Annotated in this window: 21 protein-coding genes and 1 riboswitch; of the genes, 12 read left to right on the plus strand and 9 right to left on the minus strand. The window is 43.7% G+C overall.

Translation table 11 applies throughout. The features are described from left to right. The first annotated feature begins 49 nt into the window (after window positions 1–49). Complete coding sequence (locus AB4503_RS20500) at window positions 50–1,342, plus strand: alpha/beta fold hydrolase (RefSeq protein WP_017064721.1); 1,293 nt, start codon at window positions 50–52, stop codon at window positions 1,340–1,342. Between the two features lie 172 nt (window positions 1,343–1,514). Here the strand turns inward: AB4503_RS20500 and AB4503_RS20505 are convergent, their stop codons facing one another. From AB4503_RS20505 to AB4503_RS20530, 6 genes are all read right to left on the minus strand, one after another. Beyond that, complete coding sequence (locus AB4503_RS20505; RefSeq protein WP_004730424.1) at window positions 1,515–1,697, minus strand: hypothetical protein; 183 nt, start codon at window positions 1,695–1,697, stop codon at window positions 1,515–1,517. 263 nt (window positions 1,698–1,960) lie between these two features. Further along, a complete protein-coding gene (locus tag AB4503_RS20510) occupies window positions 1,961–2,188 on the minus strand; it encodes a PAS factor family protein (protein ID WP_004730426.1) in 228 nt (75 codons plus the stop codon). Window positions 2,189–2,454: 266 nt separating this feature from the next. Continuing rightward, window positions 2,455–4,611, minus strand: a complete 2,157-nt coding sequence (locus AB4503_RS20515) for a c-type cytochrome (protein ID WP_372115665.1) — start codon at window positions 4,609–4,611, stop codon at window positions 2,455–2,457. Further along, a complete protein-coding gene (locus AB4503_RS20520; RefSeq protein ID WP_017064719.1) occupies window positions 4,608–5,222 on the minus strand; it encodes a cbb3-type cytochrome c oxidase subunit II in 615 nt (204 codons plus the stop codon). Before AB4503_RS20520 ends, AB4503_RS20515 begins: the two co-directional genes overlap by 4 nt. Next, window positions 5,223–6,647, minus strand: coding sequence for a cytochrome-c oxidase, cbb3-type subunit I (gene ccoN / locus AB4503_RS20525; RefSeq protein ID WP_372115666.1), 1,425 nt, complete (start codon window positions 6,645–6,647; stop codon window positions 5,223–5,225). It lies immediately after the preceding gene. Between the two features lie 37 nt (window positions 6,648–6,684). Further along, window positions 6,685–7,059 carry a cytochrome c gene (locus AB4503_RS20530; protein WP_029235248.1) on the minus strand — a complete coding sequence of 125 codons (375 nt, stop codon included), beginning with the start codon at window positions 7,057–7,059 and terminating at the stop codon, window positions 6,685–6,687. A gap of 462 nt (window positions 7,060–7,521) precedes the next feature. Here AB4503_RS20530 and AB4503_RS20535 point away from each other — a divergent pair, with 462 nt between their 5' ends. Further along, a complete protein-coding gene (locus AB4503_RS20535) occupies window positions 7,522–7,977 on the plus strand; it encodes a hypothetical protein (protein ID WP_017066460.1) in 456 nt (151 codons plus the stop codon). 9 nt (window positions 7,978–7,986) lie between these two features. Next, window positions 7,987–9,012: a GGDEF domain-containing protein gene (locus AB4503_RS20540; protein WP_372115667.1), complete on the plus strand. Its 1,026-nt coding sequence runs from the start codon at window positions 7,987–7,989 to the stop codon at window positions 9,010–9,012. A gap of 230 nt (window positions 9,013–9,242) precedes the next feature. Here the strand turns inward: AB4503_RS20540 and AB4503_RS20545 are convergent, their stop codons facing one another. After that, a complete protein-coding gene (locus AB4503_RS20545) occupies window positions 9,243–11,675 on the minus strand; it encodes a putative bifunctional diguanylate cyclase/phosphodiesterase (RefSeq protein ID WP_372115668.1) in 2,433 nt (810 codons plus the stop codon). A 3-nt stretch (window positions 11,676–11,678) separates the two neighbouring features. Next, complete coding sequence (locus AB4503_RS20550) at window positions 11,679–12,710, minus strand: PotD/PotF family extracellular solute-binding protein (protein ID WP_372115669.1); 1,032 nt, start codon at window positions 12,708–12,710, stop codon at window positions 11,679–11,681. A 575-nt stretch (window positions 12,711–13,285) separates the two neighbouring features. Here AB4503_RS20550 and AB4503_RS20555 point away from each other — a divergent pair. The 6 genes from AB4503_RS20555 to AB4503_RS20580 all read left to right on the plus strand — a co-directional run bounded on the left by AB4503_RS20555 (window position 13,286) and on the right by AB4503_RS20580 (window position 16,520). Continuing rightward, on the plus strand, window positions 13,286–14,086 hold the full coding sequence (locus AB4503_RS20555) for a PhzF family phenazine biosynthesis protein (protein WP_065584627.1): 801 nt from the start codon (window positions 13,286–13,288) through the stop codon (window positions 14,084–14,086). Between the two features lie 123 nt (window positions 14,087–14,209). Beyond that, window positions 14,210–14,713, plus strand: a complete 504-nt coding sequence (locus AB4503_RS20560) for a YgjV family protein (RefSeq protein ID WP_017060023.1) — start codon at window positions 14,210–14,212, stop codon at window positions 14,711–14,713. 60 nt (window positions 14,714–14,773) lie between these two features. Beyond that, window positions 14,774–15,088 carry a cupin domain-containing protein gene (locus AB4503_RS20565; protein ID WP_065584628.1) on the plus strand — a complete coding sequence of 105 codons (315 nt, stop codon included), beginning with the start codon at window positions 14,774–14,776 and terminating at the stop codon, window positions 15,086–15,088. A gap of 98 nt (window positions 15,089–15,186) precedes the next feature. Next, window positions 15,187–15,669, plus strand: a complete 483-nt coding sequence (locus AB4503_RS20570) for a GNAT family N-acetyltransferase (RefSeq protein ID WP_371725074.1) — start codon at window positions 15,187–15,189, stop codon at window positions 15,667–15,669. 165 nt (window positions 15,670–15,834) lie between these two features. Beyond that, a complete protein-coding gene (locus tag AB4503_RS20575; RefSeq protein ID WP_048611086.1) occupies window positions 15,835–16,092 on the plus strand; it encodes a hypothetical protein in 258 nt (85 codons plus the stop codon). 131 nt (window positions 16,093–16,223) lie between these two features. Then, window positions 16,224–16,520 (plus strand): hypothetical protein, encoded by a 297-nt coding sequence (locus AB4503_RS20580; protein WP_017064710.1) that lies wholly within the window; start codon window positions 16,224–16,226, stop codon window positions 16,518–16,520. A 127-nt stretch (window positions 16,521–16,647) separates the two neighbouring features. On the opposite strand, the gene AB4503_RS20585 is transcribed toward AB4503_RS20580, so the two are convergent. After that, window positions 16,648–17,145 carry a fasciclin domain-containing protein gene (locus tag AB4503_RS20585; RefSeq protein WP_017060018.1) on the minus strand — a complete coding sequence of 166 codons (498 nt, stop codon included), beginning with the start codon at window positions 17,143–17,145 and terminating at the stop codon, window positions 16,648–16,650. 221 nt (window positions 17,146–17,366) lie between these two features. Here AB4503_RS20585 and AB4503_RS20590 point away from each other — a divergent pair, with 221 nt between their 5' ends. From AB4503_RS20590 to AB4503_RS20600, 3 genes are all read left to right on the plus strand, one after another. After that, entirely contained in the window at window positions 17,367–18,350 is a 984-nt protein-coding gene (locus AB4503_RS20590) for a DUF2860 family protein (RefSeq protein ID WP_102320969.1), read from the plus strand. Between the two features lie 166 nt (window positions 18,351–18,516). Next, on the plus strand, window positions 18,517–19,011 hold the full coding sequence (locus AB4503_RS20595; RefSeq protein ID WP_017060016.1) for a GNAT family N-acetyltransferase: 495 nt from the start codon (window positions 18,517–18,519) through the stop codon (window positions 19,009–19,011). A 75-nt stretch (window positions 19,012–19,086) separates the two neighbouring features. Further along, window positions 19,087–19,186, plus strand: a riboswitch (purine riboswitch). Window positions 19,187–19,276: 90 nt separating this feature from the next. After that, complete coding sequence (locus AB4503_RS20600) at window positions 19,277–20,299, plus strand: adenosine deaminase (protein ID WP_017069858.1); 1,023 nt, start codon at window positions 19,277–19,279, stop codon at window positions 20,297–20,299. The last annotated feature ends 145 nt before the right edge of the window (window positions 20,300–20,444 follow it).

Here is a 20,444-nt window from a genome sequence, read left to right on the forward strand (position 1 = left end):
ATTTTTATTCGTACCAATGACTTTAGAATCAGATAAAAAGGAATGAAGCGTGCAAGCTAACTTTATTGATGGAACCACCCTGTACCGTCAGCACTCTTTCGAGTTGCCACTTGATTATCAAGCCAAAGATGGACAACAGATCCAAGTCTTCGCACGTGAGCTGGTTGATCTCGCTAAAGATGAGCAAGAGCTGCCGTGGTTGATCTACTTTCAAGGCGGCCCAGGTTTTCCTTCTCCACGGGTGAGTGGTCAATCGGGTTGGCTAAAGCGTGCATTACAAAACTACCGTGTTCTGCTTCTAGACCAACGTGGTACTGGCAACAGCACGGTTATCAGCCATGAAACTTTGGCGCATTTGTCTCCAGAACAACAAGTCGAATACTTAACGCATTTCAGAGCGGATAACATCGTTCGTGACGCTGAAGCGATTCGTGAACAGTTTGGTATTAAGCAATGGTCGACGATTGGTCAAAGCTTTGGTGGCTTCTGTACACTGAGCTATTTGTCACTGTTCCCACAGAGCTTGCAGCGTTGTTATGTGACGGGCGGCATTCCTTCTATTGAACGAGAAGCTGACGATGTTTATCGTGCGACTTACAAGCGTGTAGAAGACAAAAACAGAGCTTTCTTTGCTCAGTTCCCACAAGCACAAGCTATGTGTCGCGAGATCTCTGATTACCTGCTCAACAACGATGTGAGACTGCCAAACGGTCAGGTGTTCACAGTTGAACAGTTCCAGCTAATAGGTATTAATCTTGGTGGCGGCGAAGCAAACCTTCCAATGTATTTCACACTGGAGAGTGCGTTTGTTGAAGTGAACGGTAACAGACAGCTGAGCTACAGCTTCCTAAATCAAATGCAGCAAGAGCAGGGTTACTTAACTAACCCAATTTACGCAATCTTGCATGAATCGATTTACTGTCAAGGTACAGCGTCTAACTGGTCTGCACATCGTGTTCGTGAGCAGTACCCACACTTCAACTACCAATCGGGCAGTGAGTTCTGGTTTACTGGTGAAATGGTGTACCCATGGATGTTCGACCAACTTGAAACGCTGAAGCCACTGCGTGAAGCCGCGAACATGTTGGCTGAAAAGTCGGACTGGGGCACTTTGTACAACGCAGAGCAGTTGAGCAAGAATACAGTGCCAATGGCGTGTGCCGTTTACGCCGATGACATGTACGTTGAGTTGGATTACAGCCGTGAAACATTGGCGAACATTCCTAACTCGAAAGCGTGGATCACCAATGAATATGAACACAATGGCTTGCGAGTAGACGGCGAAAGGATTGTCGATAAATTGATGACGATGGTTGAAGCGTTAGAAAATCTGCCAAAGTAATCAAGCTATTTGCACTAGAAACAAGATGCGTTAGAAGCTTTCTACTTTAGAAACTATCTACGTTAGAAATACGATACGCCAGAAACAAGAAAACGCTGCATCCGTGCAGCGTTTTTTTTATGTCATCGAACTATTCGATTTAAGGAACTAGGAGGGGTAGCCCTTGAAGCCATTAAGGTTGGATGACGATATCTTGATTTTCAGTGGTCGATAAGCTTGCGCGGTTCTGTTCGATAAGTTGAGCCGCATAAGAGGGAGTCACAGCTTGAATTTCGCCTTTTGAACGAATCGTTAATGCTTCCCACGCATGATCACGGTATTTGCCTGTCTGTGTATATTCAATAAGTACTCTCATGATTCTTCCATCCGATGTGTGGTTAACGTGCTACTAACATTAGCGCCATTATTGTGGTTACACACCTGTTAAAAATGGAACATAAGATTAACCAAATGAGAATGCGTGTAACTTGAAAAACAGACCCAACTGCACTTATCTTCTTAACCGCGTTTATCGCAACTAACAGCATTTATCGTAACCAACCTTACTTATCGTAAATAGCGTCCATAAAAAAACGCTGCACAATGGCAGCGTTAAAGTTGAGATAGGTTGAAGATTGCTTAGCTGTTTTCTAAGCCAACAATCTTGCGTGCAGACATCACTGCACTATCCAAATCGGTCAATCTACCAGCACTTGCTGGACCAAGAACTGATGAATACAAAGCCAACTGCTTCTCAAATGATAAATCTAATTGGTTATATAGATTTTGGCGGATTTGAGCGTGTTGCTGAGGCTTTGCGCTCGACAGGCCTTCCAACGTATCGTAGATGAGTGTAGTTGTATCCATAACTGTCCTTAGTACATCTTTAGAAAATTTTGCATATTATGCACTTGGTGTCATCTTTGTTCTGCGAGATTGATCGCATTATGTGCAGCTCTGCTTAATTGTGTAATCAGTTAGTTACAATTGTGTTGTACGGCAAAGTATCGAAAACTTGGGTTTGGGCAAAAGAAAAGGAGACACAGTGGTCTCCTTTTGGCTTGTTAGCAAAGATAAAAGTTACGTGCTGTTCGCTGTTTATTGAGCCAATCGGCTACGCACAGCTACAGCGCCTATCGTATGTTAATGTTCTTATCTCGATTTTCGTACATTTCAGGCGTGGTGTGTAATCCACCCGCATAACCCGCTGCTTCAAGTGTTTCTCTTACCTCTCGAACATGTTCAGCCGTGACTGGTTCATTTCGGTCGCCAAGGTTTAAACGCACAAACGTGATTAACTCAGCTAAGCGTTGATCCGACAATACATCCTCGAAACTTGCCATCGGCATGAAGTTTCGATCTTTGTCGAGATAGGTAGGTTGCAAGCCGCGAACGGTTACCGCAATGGTGTTGAATGGGTCGCTGTGCATGATAATGCCATTATTCAACAGAGTAGGGGCGATTGGGTCGCGACCTTTACCATCGTCACCATGACACGCCCCACAAGTTTGACGATACGTGGTGTAGATTTCACTGGCATACGCAGCTTCATCAAACCCTTTAGGCTGTAACTGAACGGCATCACTGGCAATGGTGTTGTTGATGTCCCCACTGAGTAGGTAATAGGACATCGACTCGATATCTTCACGCGTCATCAAGCTTAGGCTGTTTTTCACTACATCAGCCATACCCGCAAAAGCGGTGCCTTTGTCTGAATGTCCGGTGTGTAAAAAGTCGGTGAGTGTTGCTTCATCCCAACCATCGACGTAGAGCTCATTAGCTGTGATATCAGGCGCGTTCCAACCGTCGATCAAGTTACCTTGGAAAATACGTTCTGGTATCAGTGCTTGAGCAATATTTCGAGGTGTATGGCACTCCGAACAGTGACCAAGTCCTGCGACCCAATATTTGCCTTGTTGCCACTTATCGACATTCTCAATTTCTCCTTTGAGTTCCTCTGGCACTTCATAATCAATAGGGTCGGTATCCATGAATACGATGTTCCAGCCAAGCAAACCTAAGCGAATATTGGATGGAAACATCATGCTGTTGTCATCATTGCGTCGCGGCACGGCGGTGATTGACTGCATGTATTCCCATAAATCCACCATGTCTTGGTCGGTGAGGTATTGATAGGAGGTGTAAGGCATTGCAGGGTACAGGTAACCATTCTTGCCTTTACCTGCGACTAACGCCGCTCGGAAATCATCGAAGTCATAAGTCCCAATACCTTCGGTAGTGTGTGGCGTTATGTTGGTTGAATACACGGTGCCGAAGGGGGTGACAAAGGGTAGGCCGCCAGCAAAGGGTTCGCCACCTTCTGCACTATGACAAGCCACACAGTCACCGGCATAAGCGAGATATTCTCCGCGCTCAACAGATGATGCTTTCAAACTCGCGAGCCGTTGTTGCTCTACGTCACCAGCGTGTCGGATATAAGCCCCAAGCGCGAGTATCTCGTTCTCACTGAGCTGCTCATCAAACGCAGGCATTAGGTTGTTCAAACCGTAATTGATGGTGTGCTGAATCTCTTCAATACTCCCTCCGTGAAGCCAGATATCATCGGAAAGATCAGGTACGCCAATCGCTGGGTTAGCGACAGCACCATCGGCATGACAAGACGAACAGTATTGGACGAACAAGGTTTTACCGAGCTCGACTTTAATCTTCGGCACATCGGTATGACGTTGGTTGAGGGAGGCTAGATAGTAGGAGACTTTTGCCACCTCGTCTGGGCGCATGATTTCACTCCAACCCGGCATCGCTCCATTTCGCCCTTTGGCAATCGAATGGATCACAGCTTCATCACTGCCGCCGTATAACCATTCTTGGTCGATAAGATTAGGGAAGTGTTTCTGACCTTGTGCATTATCTCGGTGACAAGCGGCACAGTGAGTTTGGAATAGAATCCTACCGCTGTTCACGATCTCTGGGACAGCAGCTAATCCCTCTAACGTGGTTTCGCTGGTTTGTGCAAATTGCTCATTGAGAGTGGTGGATGGTGAACTGAGCTTATCGTCGCTTTGTTCCCAATCGACTAACCCTTCCCATTCTCCAAGCCCGGGGTAGAGCACCAAATAACCCGCAGACAAAAGAAATGCCACTGCATAACTGATAAATAACAGCTTAGGTGGAGGCGCATCTTTCTCTTCAATACCATCAAAGGTGCCAATGGTGTGGTCGTGATCGGCCTTGTGATTGCTACGCCAGTATTTAACGACAACAGACACCATCAGAACAAAGAATATTAAGGTTAAGAGTACCGCCCATAGATTCCAGAATGTGCTCATTGTGATACCTCCTGTGACGTATCTTTACCCAGGCTTTGTAAATAGCGAATCAGAGCTTCACCTTTGGTTTTGCCTCTTACTTGCAAACGGGCATCACCAATTTCTTGATCGGTATAAGGCACACCTAAGGTACGTAACACTTCCATTTTGGCGCTAATATCATCGCCAGTCAGAGTCTGCTCAAATAGCCACGGGTAAGAGGGCATGATCGAGGTCGGTACGACTTTTCGAGGGTCAATTAAGTGAATAGCATGCCATTGGTCAGAATACTTTCTACCTAAGTTAGTGAGGTCAGGACCAGTACGTTTAGAGCCCCACAAGTTAGGAAACTCATAGATATCGTCTGCTTCTTGGTTCGGGCGACCATTACGCTTCACTTCTGGCTCTAGAGGGCGAACCATTTGTGTGTGACAAACATGGCAGCCTTCACTGATGTATATGTCTCGGCCTGCTAACTCAATCGGTGTGAGAGGCATCGCTAAGCTGCCTTTGGCAATATCATCGCCACGGACAATGCTTGGCACTACCCAGACCAATAAAGAGAAGGAGGCCACGACAACAGTGGTCAAAATTAAAATGACGATTGAATGTGTAAAGTCTTTACTCATCATTTAAGCTCCTTCATTAACAGTGTGTTTAGCATCATTTGTTACGGGCATACGAACCGTTTTGTACAAGTTGAAAGCCATTAAGAACAATCCAAGTACAAACAGCGCGCCACCAAAGAAACGCATGAATAGCCAAGGTGCTTTAAAGTCCATAGCTTCTACAAAACTGTAAATCAGTTCGCCATTTTCATTTTGAGCGAGCCACATATATCCCTCGCCGATGCCTGCGATCCAAAGTGCTATTGCATAGATGGCGACGCCAGCATGAGCAAGCCAAAAGTGCCATTTAATCAGTCGTCGTGACCATAGATCGGTTTGGCCCCATAAGCGTGGAATGAAGTAGTAAAAAACCGCTATCCCTGACATCCCAACCCATCCGAGAGCCGCGGAATGTACGTGCCCGATGATCCATTCGGTGTTGTGTGCCACCATGTTGAACCAGCGAATAGCGAGTAGCGGACCTTCGAATGTTGCCAAGCAGTAGTAAAGAATCGCTGAGAAAAAGAATAAAAGAATGTAGTCGGACTTCAGCTTTTCTTTATTTTGTAGGAGGGTCATTGCGCTATTGAACGCGCCTGCCCAAGAAGGGAGCCACAGGATCAAAGACATAACGATGCCGATATTCTGAATCCAGATGGGAACAGAAGAATAAACCAAATGGTGCGTTCCGGCCCACGTGTAAAAGCCGACCAAGCCCCAGAAATGGATCACAGACAAACGGTACGAGTAGATAGGTCGATCCGCCGCTTTGGGTATGAAATAGTAGTTCATACCAATCACACCAGCGGTCAGCAAGAAACCGACGGCATTATGTCCCCACCACCATTGAACAATCGCATCTTGAGCGCCTGCAAACACAGAGTAGGACTTCATCGCCAACACAGGCATCGCGAGGTTGTTCACGATGAAAATCATTGCAACGACGATAATGAATGCAGCAAAGAACCAGTTAGCCACAAAGATATGGCTGACCTTTCGTTTAGCAAGGGTGCCAAAGAACAACACCGCGTACAGCACCCAAACCAACACAATCATCAAGTCGATTGGCCATTCAAGCTCCGCATACTCTTTTGAGGTAGTGTGGCCTGTGGGTAAGGAAATGACCGCAAGTAACAGGATGAATTGCCAGCCCCAAAATACCATCCATGAAAGGCTTTTGTTGAACAAGTCACAATGGCCTGTTCGCTGGGCAATGTACAAAGACGTCCCCATCAAGATATTCACGACGAAGCCGTAAATTACTCCAGAGGTATGTAGCGGACGCAGTCGACCAAATTGGAAATACTGAGAATCAAAGTTTAAGACTGGCCAATATAATTGCGCGGCGAGAATCACGCCGATGATCATACCTACAATCGCCCACACTAAGGATGCAATGATGAAGTACTTCACGACCTTAATGCTGTATTGCGTTGTCACTTGTTCCATAACAAGGCTCCTTGCCTAGAGGTTTTGAATCGCTGACTTAATTTGAATCGCTGAGCGAGCCTGCTTCGTTGCCGAGCACAGAATAGAAATAGGAAATGTCACGGATGTCTTGGTCTGAGAGCGTGTCGGCTTGTTGTTGCATGAGAATCGCTAAGCCACTGGTTCTTTCTCGAGTCTGGTAATCTTTCAATGAAGAGATGAGATAACCCACTTTTTGACCGCGAAGGTTCGGGTAGGGATCTTGTGTTGAGATGCCATCAGCGCCATGACAGGTCATACACACTTTAGCTTTTTGTTTACCTAATTCGAATTGTTCTTGATTAACTTCAGCAGAAACAGGAAACATGACCAGCGTCATTACTAGGGTAGAAAGTGTCGCCATGGGGTTAAATTTTTTTATATTCAAACTCATTCGAGATTCCCTTGATTATGAAATGAGTAAGCTTTCTAAGATCAATACACGAGATCAACTGGTGAAGTAGAAACGACTGGAACTCGTTATTAAGTCTCTTAAAGCTGCTTACGTTCGATTAAAGGTTATGCAGCAACCAGCATTCTCGCTACTGACTTACTCATATTTATTGTTAATTTTGTTGTTTCATACGTATTCATAGGGCTTATTGGTTTACTTACGCAGAGTAAAATACGAGTTTTTGTTACTAGACGGTTGAGAAGGAATACGTCAAGCGGGTAGGGAGTGCTGAATGAGAGCGGTGATGGAAGAGACAGAGAAACGGCGAAGTTATTGAAAAACAGCGAGGTGTAGGGGCATTAGGGATAAAGCGATACCAATCAATCTGAGTGGTATCGGTACAAGTTAAATGGTCAATTTATACTAGACTCAAATTAGTGACCTTTTTAAATGGAGTTTAGAATGAGAACTGTATTCTTGTTGATGCTTTGGCTTTGCTCGTTTTCGATTTTTGCAGCCTCAGAGTTAACGGTTTTCGACCACTCCGGGCAAAAGCATGGTTTTAGTAGAGAGCAACTCCTGTCACTTCCTCAGACAGAAATTACTACCACCTTGCCTTGGGTCGAGGGTCTGACCGTTTATAGTGGTGTGACGTTACAAACGGTGCTTGAAAATATGGATCTACCGATATCATCACAAGTCACTTTCGTAGCATTGAATGACTATAAAATTGCGGTGCCCAAAGAAGATTTTGATACCTATGAACCCATCATTGCGATTAAAAAGAATGGGGAGTTTATGTCTGTGAGAGAGAAAGGCCCGTTTTGGTTGATTTACCCAATCTCTGCGAACCCTGAAACCAATACCCCTGATTTCCATGCCAAGATGATTTGGCAGATTCGTGATATTCACCTGTAGAGGCTAATTATGAAGAAGCTGTTGTCTATGGCCGCAATCAAAGTCGTTGTTTTGTCTTTGGCCGTGGTTGTTCTATCCGTCAATATCTACAGCGTTACTCGAATTAATGACATCAACAAGAGCTTTTCTAATCGCCAAAATGAGGCAACATGGTTTGTTTTCCAATTGGTAAAGGAATACGCGAATTTCTTGATGGTGAGCCGTTCGGATAATCTCAATTACGACGATTTGTGGTTAGCCTATGATATTACGTGGAGCCGCTTTGATATTCTGATCAACAGTACCGAATCTTCTAACTTCATTAAATCTGCCAACTTCAAACCTTATTTCACCGGAGAGTTTGAGAAATTTAAGTCGCTAGAATCCTCAATTAAGTTGGTGAATCAAGGCGCTTTGCCTAAGGAATCACTGCAGAAGAAAATTGATATTTGTTACAACACGCTGGTCGAATTTATTAACGAAAAGTTTCGACTTCAAAGCCCGGTTATTGAAGAAAACACCACAATGGTCGACAAGTTGGTGATGATGCATCAGATAAGCAGCGTATTTCTGGTGTTGCTACTGCTTGTGACAGGAGCGATTTTTTACGTCGACTTTGCAATCAAACGAAAACTTCATTCTACCGACTTCATTACTGGCTTTCGCAATCGAGTCTCGCTCATGCAGTTTGTTAAGAACAGCTATCCAACAAACGGTAATTTCGACCTTTACTTTGTAAGAATCAGAAACCTTAGTGAGATAAACCAAAAGTATGGACTTGAATATGGAGACTTGGTGGTGAGTTCAGCTGCTAAGTCCCTGACGGCAAAGGTACCGGAAAGTACTATCTCGTTTCGTAGTAGTGGCAGTCAGTTTCTATTCTTCATTCCTGAGCAATTGTACACAAGTGATGAGATACAGGAAAAATTCAATGGCGTGCTTAAGGATTATATCTCTGCGGGGAATTTAGAATTGATGATTGACGCTGTAGTCAGGCATAAGAAGAACATCAGCTCTAAAGATATGATGGAGCTACTAACGACAATGCAGAGTTAATCCCCGCATCAGCGATAAGTTAGATCATTAGGTTTTGTTGACTGTACGCTCACCATTCTCCCGCTTCACTATCATGGCTTTTGCCATTCTTTATTTGCCTCCTCATTCAATGTGCAGCCAATAGAGAGCTCCTGCTCTGATGAAGATAGTTCTACTACTAGTTATAGCTATAGTGGCTTTCCGCGCTTGAATAGGAAGAGAGGCTTTGAGGTTTAGGTTTAGGTTTAAGGTTACTGCTTTTGAGTGAGTGCAACGATTCGCTCGTTAGATCTCGAACTGCTAACAGACTGCGGGTTTAAAATTGCTTGCGGGTTATGGTTTCGAACAAACTCGATGAATTCCAGATAAGTGAGTGGCTGACTGAAGAAGTAGCCTTGTATTAGGTCACAGTTGGCTTTTCTGAGGTAATGATACTGTTCTATCGACTCAACACCTTCTCCGACGACTAGCGTGTCACAAGAGTGGCCTAAGTTAACCATAGATTCGACCATCTTGCGGTCGGCCTTGTCGTCTACCATGTTATCGATAAAGCTCTTATCAATTTTGAGCTCATCCACAGGGTAGTGGAGAAGTTGGTTAAACGCTGTGTAGCCCGTACCAAAATCGTCAAGGGAAACCTTTAAACCTAAGCTTCTGAGGCTCTCGATTGTCTGGACTGTAAGCTTGGTACTTTTCACATAACTGGTTTCGGTTATTTCTATAATAATATTGCCAGGTGGCACTTTATAACGTTCGAGTACTTTACGGATGTTGTCGGCAAAATTACGGTTGTAGAGCTCCATCGCCGAGATATTAATCGACAGAGTGCCATTGTACTTATGAAGTTCTGAAAGCTCTTTATAGCTTTTGATAGCGGTGCTAATGACCCACATATCGAGCCTGGCAATAAGGTTACTCTTTTCTGCAACTGGGATAAATTCTTCAGGGCCTGCATCGATATCAAATAAGGCACGGCAACGAATCAGGCACTCTGCGCCATCTATCTGAAGTGTCTTGGCGTTAAAAATAGGCATAAAGCGAAGTTCAAAGTTGTCACTTTCGCAGCATTCTAAGAGTCTTTTCTCTACAACGTCATGGCGTTCCAAGGTATGTAACAACTCTTCGCCATAAACAATACGACTTTCGCCATCACTATGAGACTTCGCATTAGCTAACATTTCATCGATGCATCGGTGCCAAATCTCATCGAACTTTGGCGTGTCGAGCGGTAAAACACCTGTTGCGAGTGATAATCGAAACCCATAGTAGTCAAGGAAGGTGGTGCCGGTCAGCGTATTGTTGATGTTCTCAATTTCTTCGTTTATCACTTGGTTCTTACCCATCTCCAAGATCGCGATAAACTGATTCCCTCCCAGTCTGGCTAAAGAGTAATCACTGCAACTAAAGCCCAAAGAGGCTTGTTGGTTTTGTAGTGTCTCTTTCAGTGCTTTAGCTAAGCTTATCAGTACATTATCACCAACTTTTGCCCCGTAGAGATCGTTAATTTTACGAAAATCGATGATGTCCCAACAAACCACATAGCAGTGTGGGCTCATCGAGCTTTTTAGTCGTACATCAAGGTGTCTGATGAAAGAGCGTCGGTTAGCTAGCTTGGTGAGTTGGTCGAATTCGGCTTCGAACTTCAACTCTGTTAATGAGTCTATGTACGCGTTCTTTAAACCATCAACTTCACTTTGCCCTGATGAGCGTTTGAAGTATCTAAGTTTGAGCCCGCCGATCGATATCTCTTGCAGTAAGTCTTTAAGCGGGCGCACGAGTTGGTAACGTACCACTAAATGTACGATCAACATGATCGTAAAGAGAGTACCAAAGCCACCTAACAAGGTTTGTTTAGCGATGATGGCTTTCTCATGGTTGAACTTTTGTTCTCGAATATTTACTTGCGCGATGAGATGTCGGCTGGTCATCTGCACATTGATATTATCTTGGGTTTGCTCAATTGATTTGATAACGAATTGGGTATTTTCAATGTTGGCAGCGTCTGAGGATGGCTCGATTAAGAACTGAATATTGTCATCGTCATTGTATTTGATTAGCAGGCTAGAGAGTTGCATCAGAGGCCCGTCAGCAATCAAGATGTAGCGATTTAAACTGTTACTTGCACGTTTGTCTTGAGGAAGGAGGTAAGGGTCAATTGCTGCAACATACGAGTATCTGAGCTCTCCACTGATCGAGATATAAGAGAAGCCTTCGTAGGAGAGTTCATTTTTGCTGATTAACGAGGTGTATATATCGAAGACTCTTTCGTAAATCTTGTCAGGGATCTTTAGCCCCTCGAAAGGATCGGCTCTGAGAGTCGAAAGCGTTAATTTGAACTTAGGGTCCACGATATAAACATTGCGTTGCCCAAATTGATTGACGTGATTCTGGCTTAATACTCGGAGTACTCGTTTTTCCAATAGCGATAGAGTCGTGTAGTCGCCAGGATTTTGAATGTAGCGGAGGAACTGCAACGAAGAACCGATATCTTTAACTAGTAAGGACAAGCCGAGCTGCTCGTATTCCGCCGCGACTAAAGCGGTGTTCACATCAGATTGCACCTTGTCCAAATACATGTGCTTAGCATGATTTGATGCGAAGTTGTACATCACGATTCCTGCTATCAGGAGCACAAATGTCAGCGTTGGTAAAAGTACAAAATAGAGCTTCTTCAATACTGGCATGAGTTATCTCAAACTGTCGACAATACGATTGCGAATTTGAATGCTACTCGGTTCTAACGGCTGATAAAGGTAGCTGCGATCTAATACTTCTTTATTCGGGAAAAGCTCGGGATCGTTTTGATACTCCTGAGAAGTGAGTGCTTTTGCTTTTGAACTTGGCGTTGCAAACCATGAATCCATTGCGTTTTGAGCGGCGATTTCGGGTTGCGATAAGAAGGAGAGAATCGTGGTTGCCTGTGGAGATCGCTCTCCGTTGTTAATTGCAGCCATACACTCTAACCATAAGGTTGTTCCTTCTAGAGGCACTGTGTAGGCCCAAGATGCCTCAGGTTCGGCATCATTAAGCACATAGCTGTCACCTGAGTATCCGTAGGCGAGGTCGATGTTGGCTAAGTGTTCGGGATGACGAATATAATCGACAACGTATTCATTACTTTCAAGGTGAGGCTTCTGTGCTTGTAGCGTTTTGTAAGCGACTCGAAGTTCTTGTTCGTTGTTGGTAAACGGCTCAAATTGATTCATCAGAAGCGCAGCACTCACCAAATCCGTAGGCTCATAATACATGCTGATTCGGCCGCTGGTTTTGGTTTCAGGGTCTAGAAGAGCGCCCCAAGACTTGGGAGTCTCAACTTTTCCGCTTCGGTATAAGATGCCGGATGTCCCCCAAGCGTAGGGGATTCCATATTCGCCACACCCACCCACCCATCTTGAGTCAAAGTTGCTTGAAAGGGATTGCTGCAAGTCGCTCAGGTTGTGGAATAAGTTCTGTTTAGCCAGCGCTTTCAGTTTAATACTTTCAATGACAACCAATTCAAACGCACCTCGTCGTTCACTCAATAGCACTTCATCACGAATGGACTCGTCAGAAAAATATTGCTGCTTTAGTGAGATGCCGTAGGTATCACTCAACTGGGTAACGACGCTGTCAGATAAAAATTCATCCCAATTGTAGAGATAAATATCATGCTGCTGGCCAAATACAGGGCTAGCCAAAAAGGATGTTGACGCAAGTATTGATACGCAAAACGCTTTCACTGACGGATTCCCTTTCGTACGTGATAACTAAATCGTAGCCCAAAATTTGCGACATGATTCAAATTTAGGCACTTAATTTAACTTCAACTTCATGCATTTCATGCAAATAGCAACTTGCTACTCCTACTTGATACCGAACCTTTATCGTGTGAGGCAAGGATGACTCCTTCGTATCGTATTCAACACAAGTACGTATTCCAGTTTATTGTCCGTGAATGGATTATTTAAATTAATATTCATCATAATATCCATTCTTACAAGTTATTATGCAAATATTAAGCATTAAATAATGATGCGGTGATTACCTTTTTCGGGTTTTCGCTCGTATTAATCGTCGTTATTCCTTTGTTTTGCCATCGCGATTTACTCTTATGTTCAATGTTCTTTTATCCCTAAAAACACTTCTATAACGTTTTGTTTATCATTTGTTTCGTTTCTCAATAAGTATCGATAAAGTTGTTGCTAAAGACTTGTAGCACAAGGTGATTGTGCTTATTGTGGGCAGCAATATCTAGGTTATGTCCCAACGAGCCATGATTGCCGGTTTGGGAAATGTTGTGCATTTAGGAGCCATTGTGGATTTAGAGATATATCAAGTAGATTCGTTTACAACTCAAGCGTTTAAAGGGAACCCTGCCGGGGTCTGTATCTCCAAAGAGCCGTTGGATGAGTCGTTAATGTTTTCAATCGCTGAAGAGATGGCGGTATCTGAAACGGCTTTTCTCGCGCTTAACACTATGACGCTTAAATGGTTCACTCCCGAAGTCGAAGTGAAGCTGTGTGGACATGGCACACTGGCAACGGTTCATGTGATGAAAGAACAAGGACTGCTTGAGACAGGTGATAAGGTCGTGTTTAACACCTTATCTGGGGAATTATCTGCCGCCGTTTGTGAATCGTCTATCGAGCTTGATTTTCCTAGTACACAGCTATCATTGCGTTCTGAACCCAACCTCACGCTGCTTGAACACCTAGGTTTAGATCCGCATCAAGTAGTTTCATTCAGAGAATTTGACTCTAAGCAGTTAATCGAAGTTTCCAACGAACAAGTGTTATTGGAGCTTTCACCAAACTTTGATGCGTTAAAAGGTATTCAAGGGCGAGGTGTAGTGGTGACAGCATTGGCAGCAAATACGGAACTTGATTTTGTTTCTCGCTACTTTGCACCTTGGGTTGGGGTTAATGAAGATCCTGTGACTGGCTCGGCACATTGCGCATTGACGCAACACTGGGCAGAAAAGCTCAACAAAAGCAGTTTCAGTGCTTATCAGGCGTCTCGTCGTGGTGGCTATATGTCGACTGAATTATTGGCTAATGGGCGAATAAAGTTAATCGGCTCTGCGACCACTGTGATTAGTGGTGTGTTGAAGCTTTAGATTTTTATAGAAGCTTTAGAGCGCTGTTTGCTCTGTTTTGTTGTAACCGCCTAGTATGTTTTATTCGATTATTCACCGTGAAAGAAGCGGCTAGGGCGGAATGTTATTATTGAAGGAATCACCGTGTCTGCCTTTTATCTTTCCCAAGTATTAGTCGCGATAGCCATTTGTTTTGATCTTCTGTCATTCCAATTCAAGGAAAGGAAGAAAATCGTCACTTGTCTGTTCTTTGCTGGCGTTCTTATTTCGAGTCACTTTATCCTTCTTGAACAATGGACAGCGGCGAGCTTAATGACGATTGCCACGATTCGCTATTTGACGAGCGTATTTTCTACCTCGTCTAAGTTTAAATATTTGTTTTCTTCGATGTCGGTGGTCGCAACCGCAGTGACTTACTCAGGGCTGACCAGCATATTGAGTTGCTTTGCCTCCGTATTTCAGACCTTTGCAGCCTTCAATAAAGATGACCGTCGATTAAGAGAATTGATGATCATCGGAACCAGCTTTTGGTTGGTTCACAATTATTTAGTTGGTTCGCCAACAGCGGTTGTTATGGAGGCGCTGTTTATCTGCAGTAACTTGGTGGGTTATTACCGTTTTTACTTCAAAAAGAGTGCCGCTGCTTAGGTTTACAGTACAGCTAAGGCCCAAGTTGTTAATCAATTCAATGCTAGCTAGGAGAGCTTGATGCCAAACATTTACAATGATGTTCCTTCATCAATACCCAATGAAATATTCAATGACCTGATTGCCAACGACAACATTCGAATCGAGAGAATACTCTCATATGGTCACAGTTCACCAGACGAGGGTTGGTATGATCAAGATGAGAATGAATGGGTAATGGTGATCGATGGGCAAGGGGTGATTGAGTTTGAAGATGGTCGCATTGTTACCTTGTCTAAAGGGGATTATCTCAATATTTCCGCAGGTGAAAAACACAAGGTGCTGAGGACGGATAAAGATGCGGTGACGATCTGGCTCGCTGTGTTTTATCGTTGATATCTTGCTCTAAAGCTGAGGCTGTTAGGTTATAAAGCTTGCTGATTCAGCTGTTTATTTTCACCTCAGAAAGGACTTAAGACAAAAAGGAGTATGTTGTGATTAGAATTCGAAACTATCAAGCGAATGATGACAAAGCACTGTGGGAGATCTTCTTTCATACGGTACGTAACGTGAATGTTCGAGATTATTCTCAACAGCAAGTCGAAGCTTGGGCACCCAGTAGCTTTGACTTTGCGTTATGGCAAAAGCGTATGAATGGGTTACAACCCTTTGTGGCTGAACTCGATGGTTGCGTAGTTGGCTATACTGACCTGCAACCAAGTGGCTTGATTGATCACTTTTTCTGTCACCACGAATATCAAGGGAAGGGGGTAGGGAAAGCGTTGATGGAACATGTTTTCACTGTGGGTCGAGTTCGTGGTATATCGAGATATTTCTCTGAAGTAAGTATTACCGCAAGGCCTTTCTATGAGCATCTTGGTTTTAAGGTGGTGAATGAACAGGAAGTCGAAATGCGTGGTGTAAAGCTGACCAATTACGTGATGGAAAAGGTAGTTGAAGATAGAACAGTCAGTTGAATAGGCGGGCTAGTGTTCGTAGGGATACAGAAACCGAGTTTGAAATATTAATGAACCTTTTTAAGGATAACTTTTCCTGATCTATTGATATTGTCGATGAGTTCAAATTGTGTGCAAGATAATTTGTCTAATCTAAACATTGAATGAATACAAGGAGTGTTGTTCATGAGTCATGTGAGTAGATCTAAACTATATACATTGGTGTCGATGTTGTCCTTCGCTGTTGGCGTTCTTGCCTTAGATGCTGGGGTGTCGGGGTTATTTCCTCTCTTTGTTGTCGTCATCTCATTTTTTTCATTCGTCATTAACTCGTTTCTTTGTTTGTTCGGAGGTAAACGCGAAGATGGCTTTGATGCCTATCAAAAAGCAAATCAGACTCGGTCTGAAGCACTGGTCAAAGGCTTAGAAGACTCGAGCAAATAAACCTATGCCTTCAGGCGAACGGTAATCTCATTTTTGATACAGTTTTCACCTGTTTTTGGTTCTCTTCTTCAAGAAAAATCATCACTTTAGAGATAATATCCACTTCAACTAATTTCAGTGAAGGAAGAAAAGTGGGTATTGAAGCTTTAGCGTTTGTGATGGACGCATTAATCACCGCATGTTGTATGTATATCGCCTCTAAAATGTCATTCGTGGTCGCAGATTTTAAATCCCTTCTTACTATTGCTGTAATTGTTGCTCTGGTGTCATTGATTCCGACAGTGGGCTGGGTGTTAGGGTTGATTCTGTTTGTGTTCTTACTCGGGAAAGCGACGCACTCTAGTATTGGTGACTGCATCTGGGTAGTGGTCTTCACGAAGGTGGTATCGATGGCGGCCTTTCTGATATTCGGGCGCTTGTTTATGTAATCCGGGTTCTTGCTTATATCAAGGCAGGCTTGGCTAGTTTGATACCGATCTTAACTTGGTATTTAAACGTCAAAAGGGTGTGAACCTGTCACACCCTCTAAGAACCTTTGATTTGTGTTCATCTTTATTATTTAGGCAGTAATACAGCATCAATCACATGGATAACACCATTGCTTGCTTCAACATCTGCCATCACGACCTGCGCTTTGTTGATCATCACGTTGCCGTGATCAATTCCTACCATTACCGCTTCGCCTTGCACTGTTACGGCACTATCAAGTTTCATCACTTCAGACGCCATTATTTTCCCTGGCACCACATGATAGGTCAGTACTGCGATCAGCTTGTCTTTGTTTTCTGGCTTCAACAGCATATCAACCGTTCCTTCTGGTAGCGCAGCGAACGCTTCATCCGTTGGCGCAAACACAGTGAAGGGACCGTCACCTTTCAATGTTTCAACTAAGCCTGCCGCTTTTACCGCTGCTACCAAGGTGTTGAAAGAGCCGTTTTCAGCCGCCACGTCAACGATGTCTTTCTTCATTCCGTGGTGATCAGCGTGAGCAAAAGCCGTAAAAAGAAGCGTCGCAACTAGCACTGACATGGTTTTGATTAATTTATTAAACATATTGTCTTCCTTTGAGTTTTGTCCGTTATTTTCGAGAGGTATTACGAAAGCCCAATCGTGATAGATCAATTTGTTGTGTCTTTGAGTGAATGGTTAGCGATATCGACAGCGCCAAGCGAATAAATTTATATTGTTAAATGCTTGTTATAATTCCATTTTGATGCTTATAGTTATTTGATGCTTATAGTTATTTGGTGATTATTCAAGTAATGGATGTGAACATGAGGTTTGTTTTACCAGTAGTCTTTTCTGCATTGGCTTCAATGCCTGCATACAGTGGCCTTGCTCCAAGTGAAGGCTTCAGCGGTAACTTCAGTGTATTGGCCGGTTTCTACTCTGACAGTAGTAATTTGAGTACTGAACAAGATTCGAATCAAGCCACCAACACCCAGGAAGGGGAGAGTGAAAACCAAGGGCTACTCGGCTTTTTGGGTACTGTTCAATATACTTTTGGCGAATCGCTGACTCACCAAGTGTATGCGGGTACGACACGAGAGGATATTGCAACAGGTACCATTGCGTTTGAGATCGGTTATCGATATCAACTTTCTGGTGGCACCATATTGGATTTTTCTGTTCTTCCTACGCTTATCTCGGGTAAGGCTTGGACGGATCCGTATGCTGTTGGCGTTAATCGAAATGAAACGGATGTGAAAGGTAATGTAGGACGACTGCAGCTCACTAATATCGGTGGAACTGGTTTTCGAACGGATCTCGCATTTGGGCAATCAGATGTTGATGAAGAGCTATCTGGTAGCCAAGGCTTATCTCCGGAAGATACTGTGCTGCTGGATAGGGAAAGAACCTATGTGTACGCCAAAGCAGGATACCGCTTTATCTTACCAAACCACGCAGGTCTATTTGTTCCTTCAATGGTGTATTTCCACTCAGACGCAGAAGGAGGAGCACTCAGCTTCGATAGTTATGGTATTGAATTAAACTACGCGAAGAGAATCGGTCGTCATGGTTTTGTTGTCACCCTAGATGCAAGTGATCGTGAATATGATGAGTCGAATCCAATTTACGGGCAAGTACGTGAAGAGAATGAATTCGGTGCATTCTTAGCTTATGAGTTTGGTGGTTTGATGGGCTATAAAGATTGGGCGTTCATTACTTTACTGGGTTTAAGAAGCATAGATTCTAATATCGATTTCTATAACTCCGAGCAAGTATTAGCGAGTGTGGGTGTGGATTATAAATTCTGATATTCACACTATTTTAAAAATACTCATCAAAGCAGAAGTTTAAGTTCAGTCTTACTATTTGTTTAATTATTTCGGGCACTTACACCTTTAAAGGTTGTAGGTTCCCGTTGCTATCCGTAATATGAAAATTAGCTTATGGATAGAAATAATAGGATAAGGAAGCGCTTTGGAAATACAAATTAGACATTTAGAAGCAACGGATAGCCAAGATATTTTCGATATTTATCGCCGCCCTTCAGTTTCAGAAAACACCTCACAAAAGCCTTATCTTAGTTCTGAACAAGTGGAGCGACTGTTTGGTCATTCAGACCATTTCACTCTGGTTGCGGAAGTCTCCGGCAAAGTAGTGGGTCACATTACTTTATTCATGACCACCAAGGTAAGAGACAGGCACTGCGCTGGTCTTGGTATTGCTATTCACCCAGATATGCATGGTAAAGGGGTCGGTAAGGCGTTAATGCAAGAAGCGATCAATCAGGCGGATAACTGGCTTAATCTCGTGCGTCTTGAGTTAGAGGTTCATGCCGATAACCACGCCGCTATTGCTTTGTATGAACGTGTAGGCTTTCAGTTAGAAGGCACAAAAAGACTCAGTACGTTCAAAGCGGGTAAGTACATCGATATGTTGCTGATGTCGAGAATACGACCAGATTACCGTTGAGATCGAACCAAACAGGTTCCGGCTTTAGAAATCGGTTAATGAGCAATTGATTAGTGAAATTCCCATTAAACTCTGTATAGTAGCAACCGTTTGCTTCGTATAACCCCAATGATATGGTTTGGGGGTCTCTACCAGCTCCCGCAAAGTGCTGATTACGAAGGGTTTAGATCACAATTGTGTTCTTACTCTTTGTAATGGCGTTCAAGAAAACCTCCTGTCTATTATTCAGAGTAAGTGCACACCTAAAATCCATAGTAGGTGAAATATGAACGCATTTATTCAAGGGCTCCCAAAAGTAGAGTTGCATTTACACATTGAAGGTTCGCTCGAACCTGAGTTACTTTTCCAGCTTGCTCAACGCAATGGCATTGAGCTGCCTTATTCATCCCCAGAGCAACTAAGACGCGCATACGAATTTGATGATTTACAGTCATTTCTGGATATCTATTATCAAGGTGCTGATGCACTGCGCACAGAACAGGATTTCTACGACTTAACATGGGCTTATCTAGAACGCTGTAAAGCCGACAATGTTATCCATACTGAGATTTTCTTTGATCCTCAGACACATACCGATCGTGGCATTGCATTCGACACCGCTATTAACGGCATTCATCGTGCGCTTGAACAGGGTCATAAAGAGTTGGGCATTACCTCTCAAATCATCGCATGTTTTCTGCGCCATTTATCTGAAGAGAGCGCCATTCAAACGTTCGCAGAGGTATTGAAGCATCAAGATAAGATCGTCGGGGTTGGACTGGACTCTTCTGAATTAGGACACCCACCAGAGAAGTTCAAGCGTGTATTCCAACAAGCAAAACAAGCGGGCTTCTTGACGGTGGCGCATGCAGGAGAAGAAGGGCCGGCTCAAAACATTGTCGATGCGATTGAAATGCTCAGCGTGAGTCGAGTGGATCATGGTGTCCAGTGCATGACAGACGAAGCTCTAATCGAAGAGCTGATTGAAACCAAAATGCCACTGACGGTGTGCCCACTGTCGAATATTAAATTGCGTGTATTCGATGTGATGGAAGACCACAACATTGTCGAGCTGCTCAGAAAGGGCGTGGCTGTAACGATTAACTCGGATGACCCTGCTTATTTTGGTGGTTACATGTCGGATAACTTTAATGCGGTGAGCCAAGCTCATGAGATGACGCATCAGGAGTTAGCGCAGTTTAGTTTGAATGCGATAGACGCGAGCTTTATTGAAGCGCCATTGAAGCAGCAATATCGAGAGCTTGTTCAAGGTTACTTAGCTAAAGCTGATTTTGACCAGAATTTCTAGCCGCTGTGCCCATTTACTAGCAGCTGAGTATAAAGCGCTAGGATGGCCAACTAAAGTGGATGGTAAAGTGTTATCGACTGAGTCTGCTTAATCTCTATAAGCCTAAATCATCTAGATGAAGACAAAAAAGAAGCTGGCAGTTTGC

Origin of the sequence: Vibrio sp. 10N.222.55.B11 (assembly GCF_041473705.1) — a bacterium.
GTDB classification, from domain to species: domain Bacteria; phylum Pseudomonadota; class Gammaproteobacteria; order Enterobacterales; family Vibrionaceae; genus Vibrio; species Vibrio crassostreae_C.

Excerpts from the sequence above, each read along its gene's own strand:
- ccoN (WP_372115666.1), bottom strand. The coding sequence starts at position 6,647 with ATGGAACAAGTGACAACGCAATACAGCATTAAGGTCGTGAAGTACTTC.
- AB4503_RS20520 (WP_017064719.1), bottom strand. The coding sequence starts at position 5,222 with ATGATGAGTAAAGACTTTACACATTCAATCGTCATTTTAATTTTGACC.
- AB4503_RS20510 (WP_004730426.1), bottom strand. The coding sequence starts at position 2,188 with ATGGATACAACTACACTCATCTACGATACGTTGGAAGGCCTGTCGAGC.
- AB4503_RS20590 (WP_102320969.1), top strand. The coding sequence starts at position 17,367 with ATGAGGTTTGTTTTACCAGTAGTCTTTTCTGCATTGGCTTCAATGCCT.
- AB4503_RS20600 (WP_017069858.1), top strand. The coding sequence starts at position 19,277 with ATGAACGCATTTATTCAAGGGCTCCCAAAAGTAGAGTTGCATTTACAC.
- AB4503_RS20575 (WP_048611086.1), top strand. The coding sequence starts at position 15,835 with ATGAGTCATGTGAGTAGATCTAAACTATATACATTGGTGTCGATGTTG.
- AB4503_RS20515 (WP_372115665.1), bottom strand. The coding sequence starts at position 4,611 with ATGAGCACATTCTGGAATCTATGGGCGGTACTCTTAACCTTAATATTC.
- AB4503_RS20535 (WP_017066460.1), top strand. The coding sequence starts at position 7,522 with ATGAGAACTGTATTCTTGTTGATGCTTTGGCTTTGCTCGTTTTCGATT.
- AB4503_RS20530 (WP_029235248.1), bottom strand. The coding sequence starts at position 7,059 with ATGAGTTTGAATATAAAAAAATTTAACCCCATGGCGACACTTTCTACC.
- AB4503_RS20545 (WP_372115668.1), bottom strand. The coding sequence starts at position 11,675 with ATGCCAGTATTGAAGAAGCTCTATTTTGTACTTTTACCAACGCTGACA.
- AB4503_RS20585 (WP_017060018.1), bottom strand. The coding sequence starts at position 17,145 with ATGTTTAATAAATTAATCAAAACCATGTCAGTGCTAGTTGCGACGCTT.
- AB4503_RS20540 (WP_372115667.1), top strand. The coding sequence starts at position 7,987 with ATGAAGAAGCTGTTGTCTATGGCCGCAATCAAAGTCGTTGTTTTGTCT.
- AB4503_RS20505 (WP_004730424.1), bottom strand. The coding sequence starts at position 1,697 with ATGAGAGTACTTATTGAATATACACAGACAGGCAAATACCGTGATCAT.
- AB4503_RS20565 (WP_065584628.1), top strand. The coding sequence starts at position 14,774 with ATGCCAAACATTTACAATGATGTTCCTTCATCAATACCCAATGAAATA.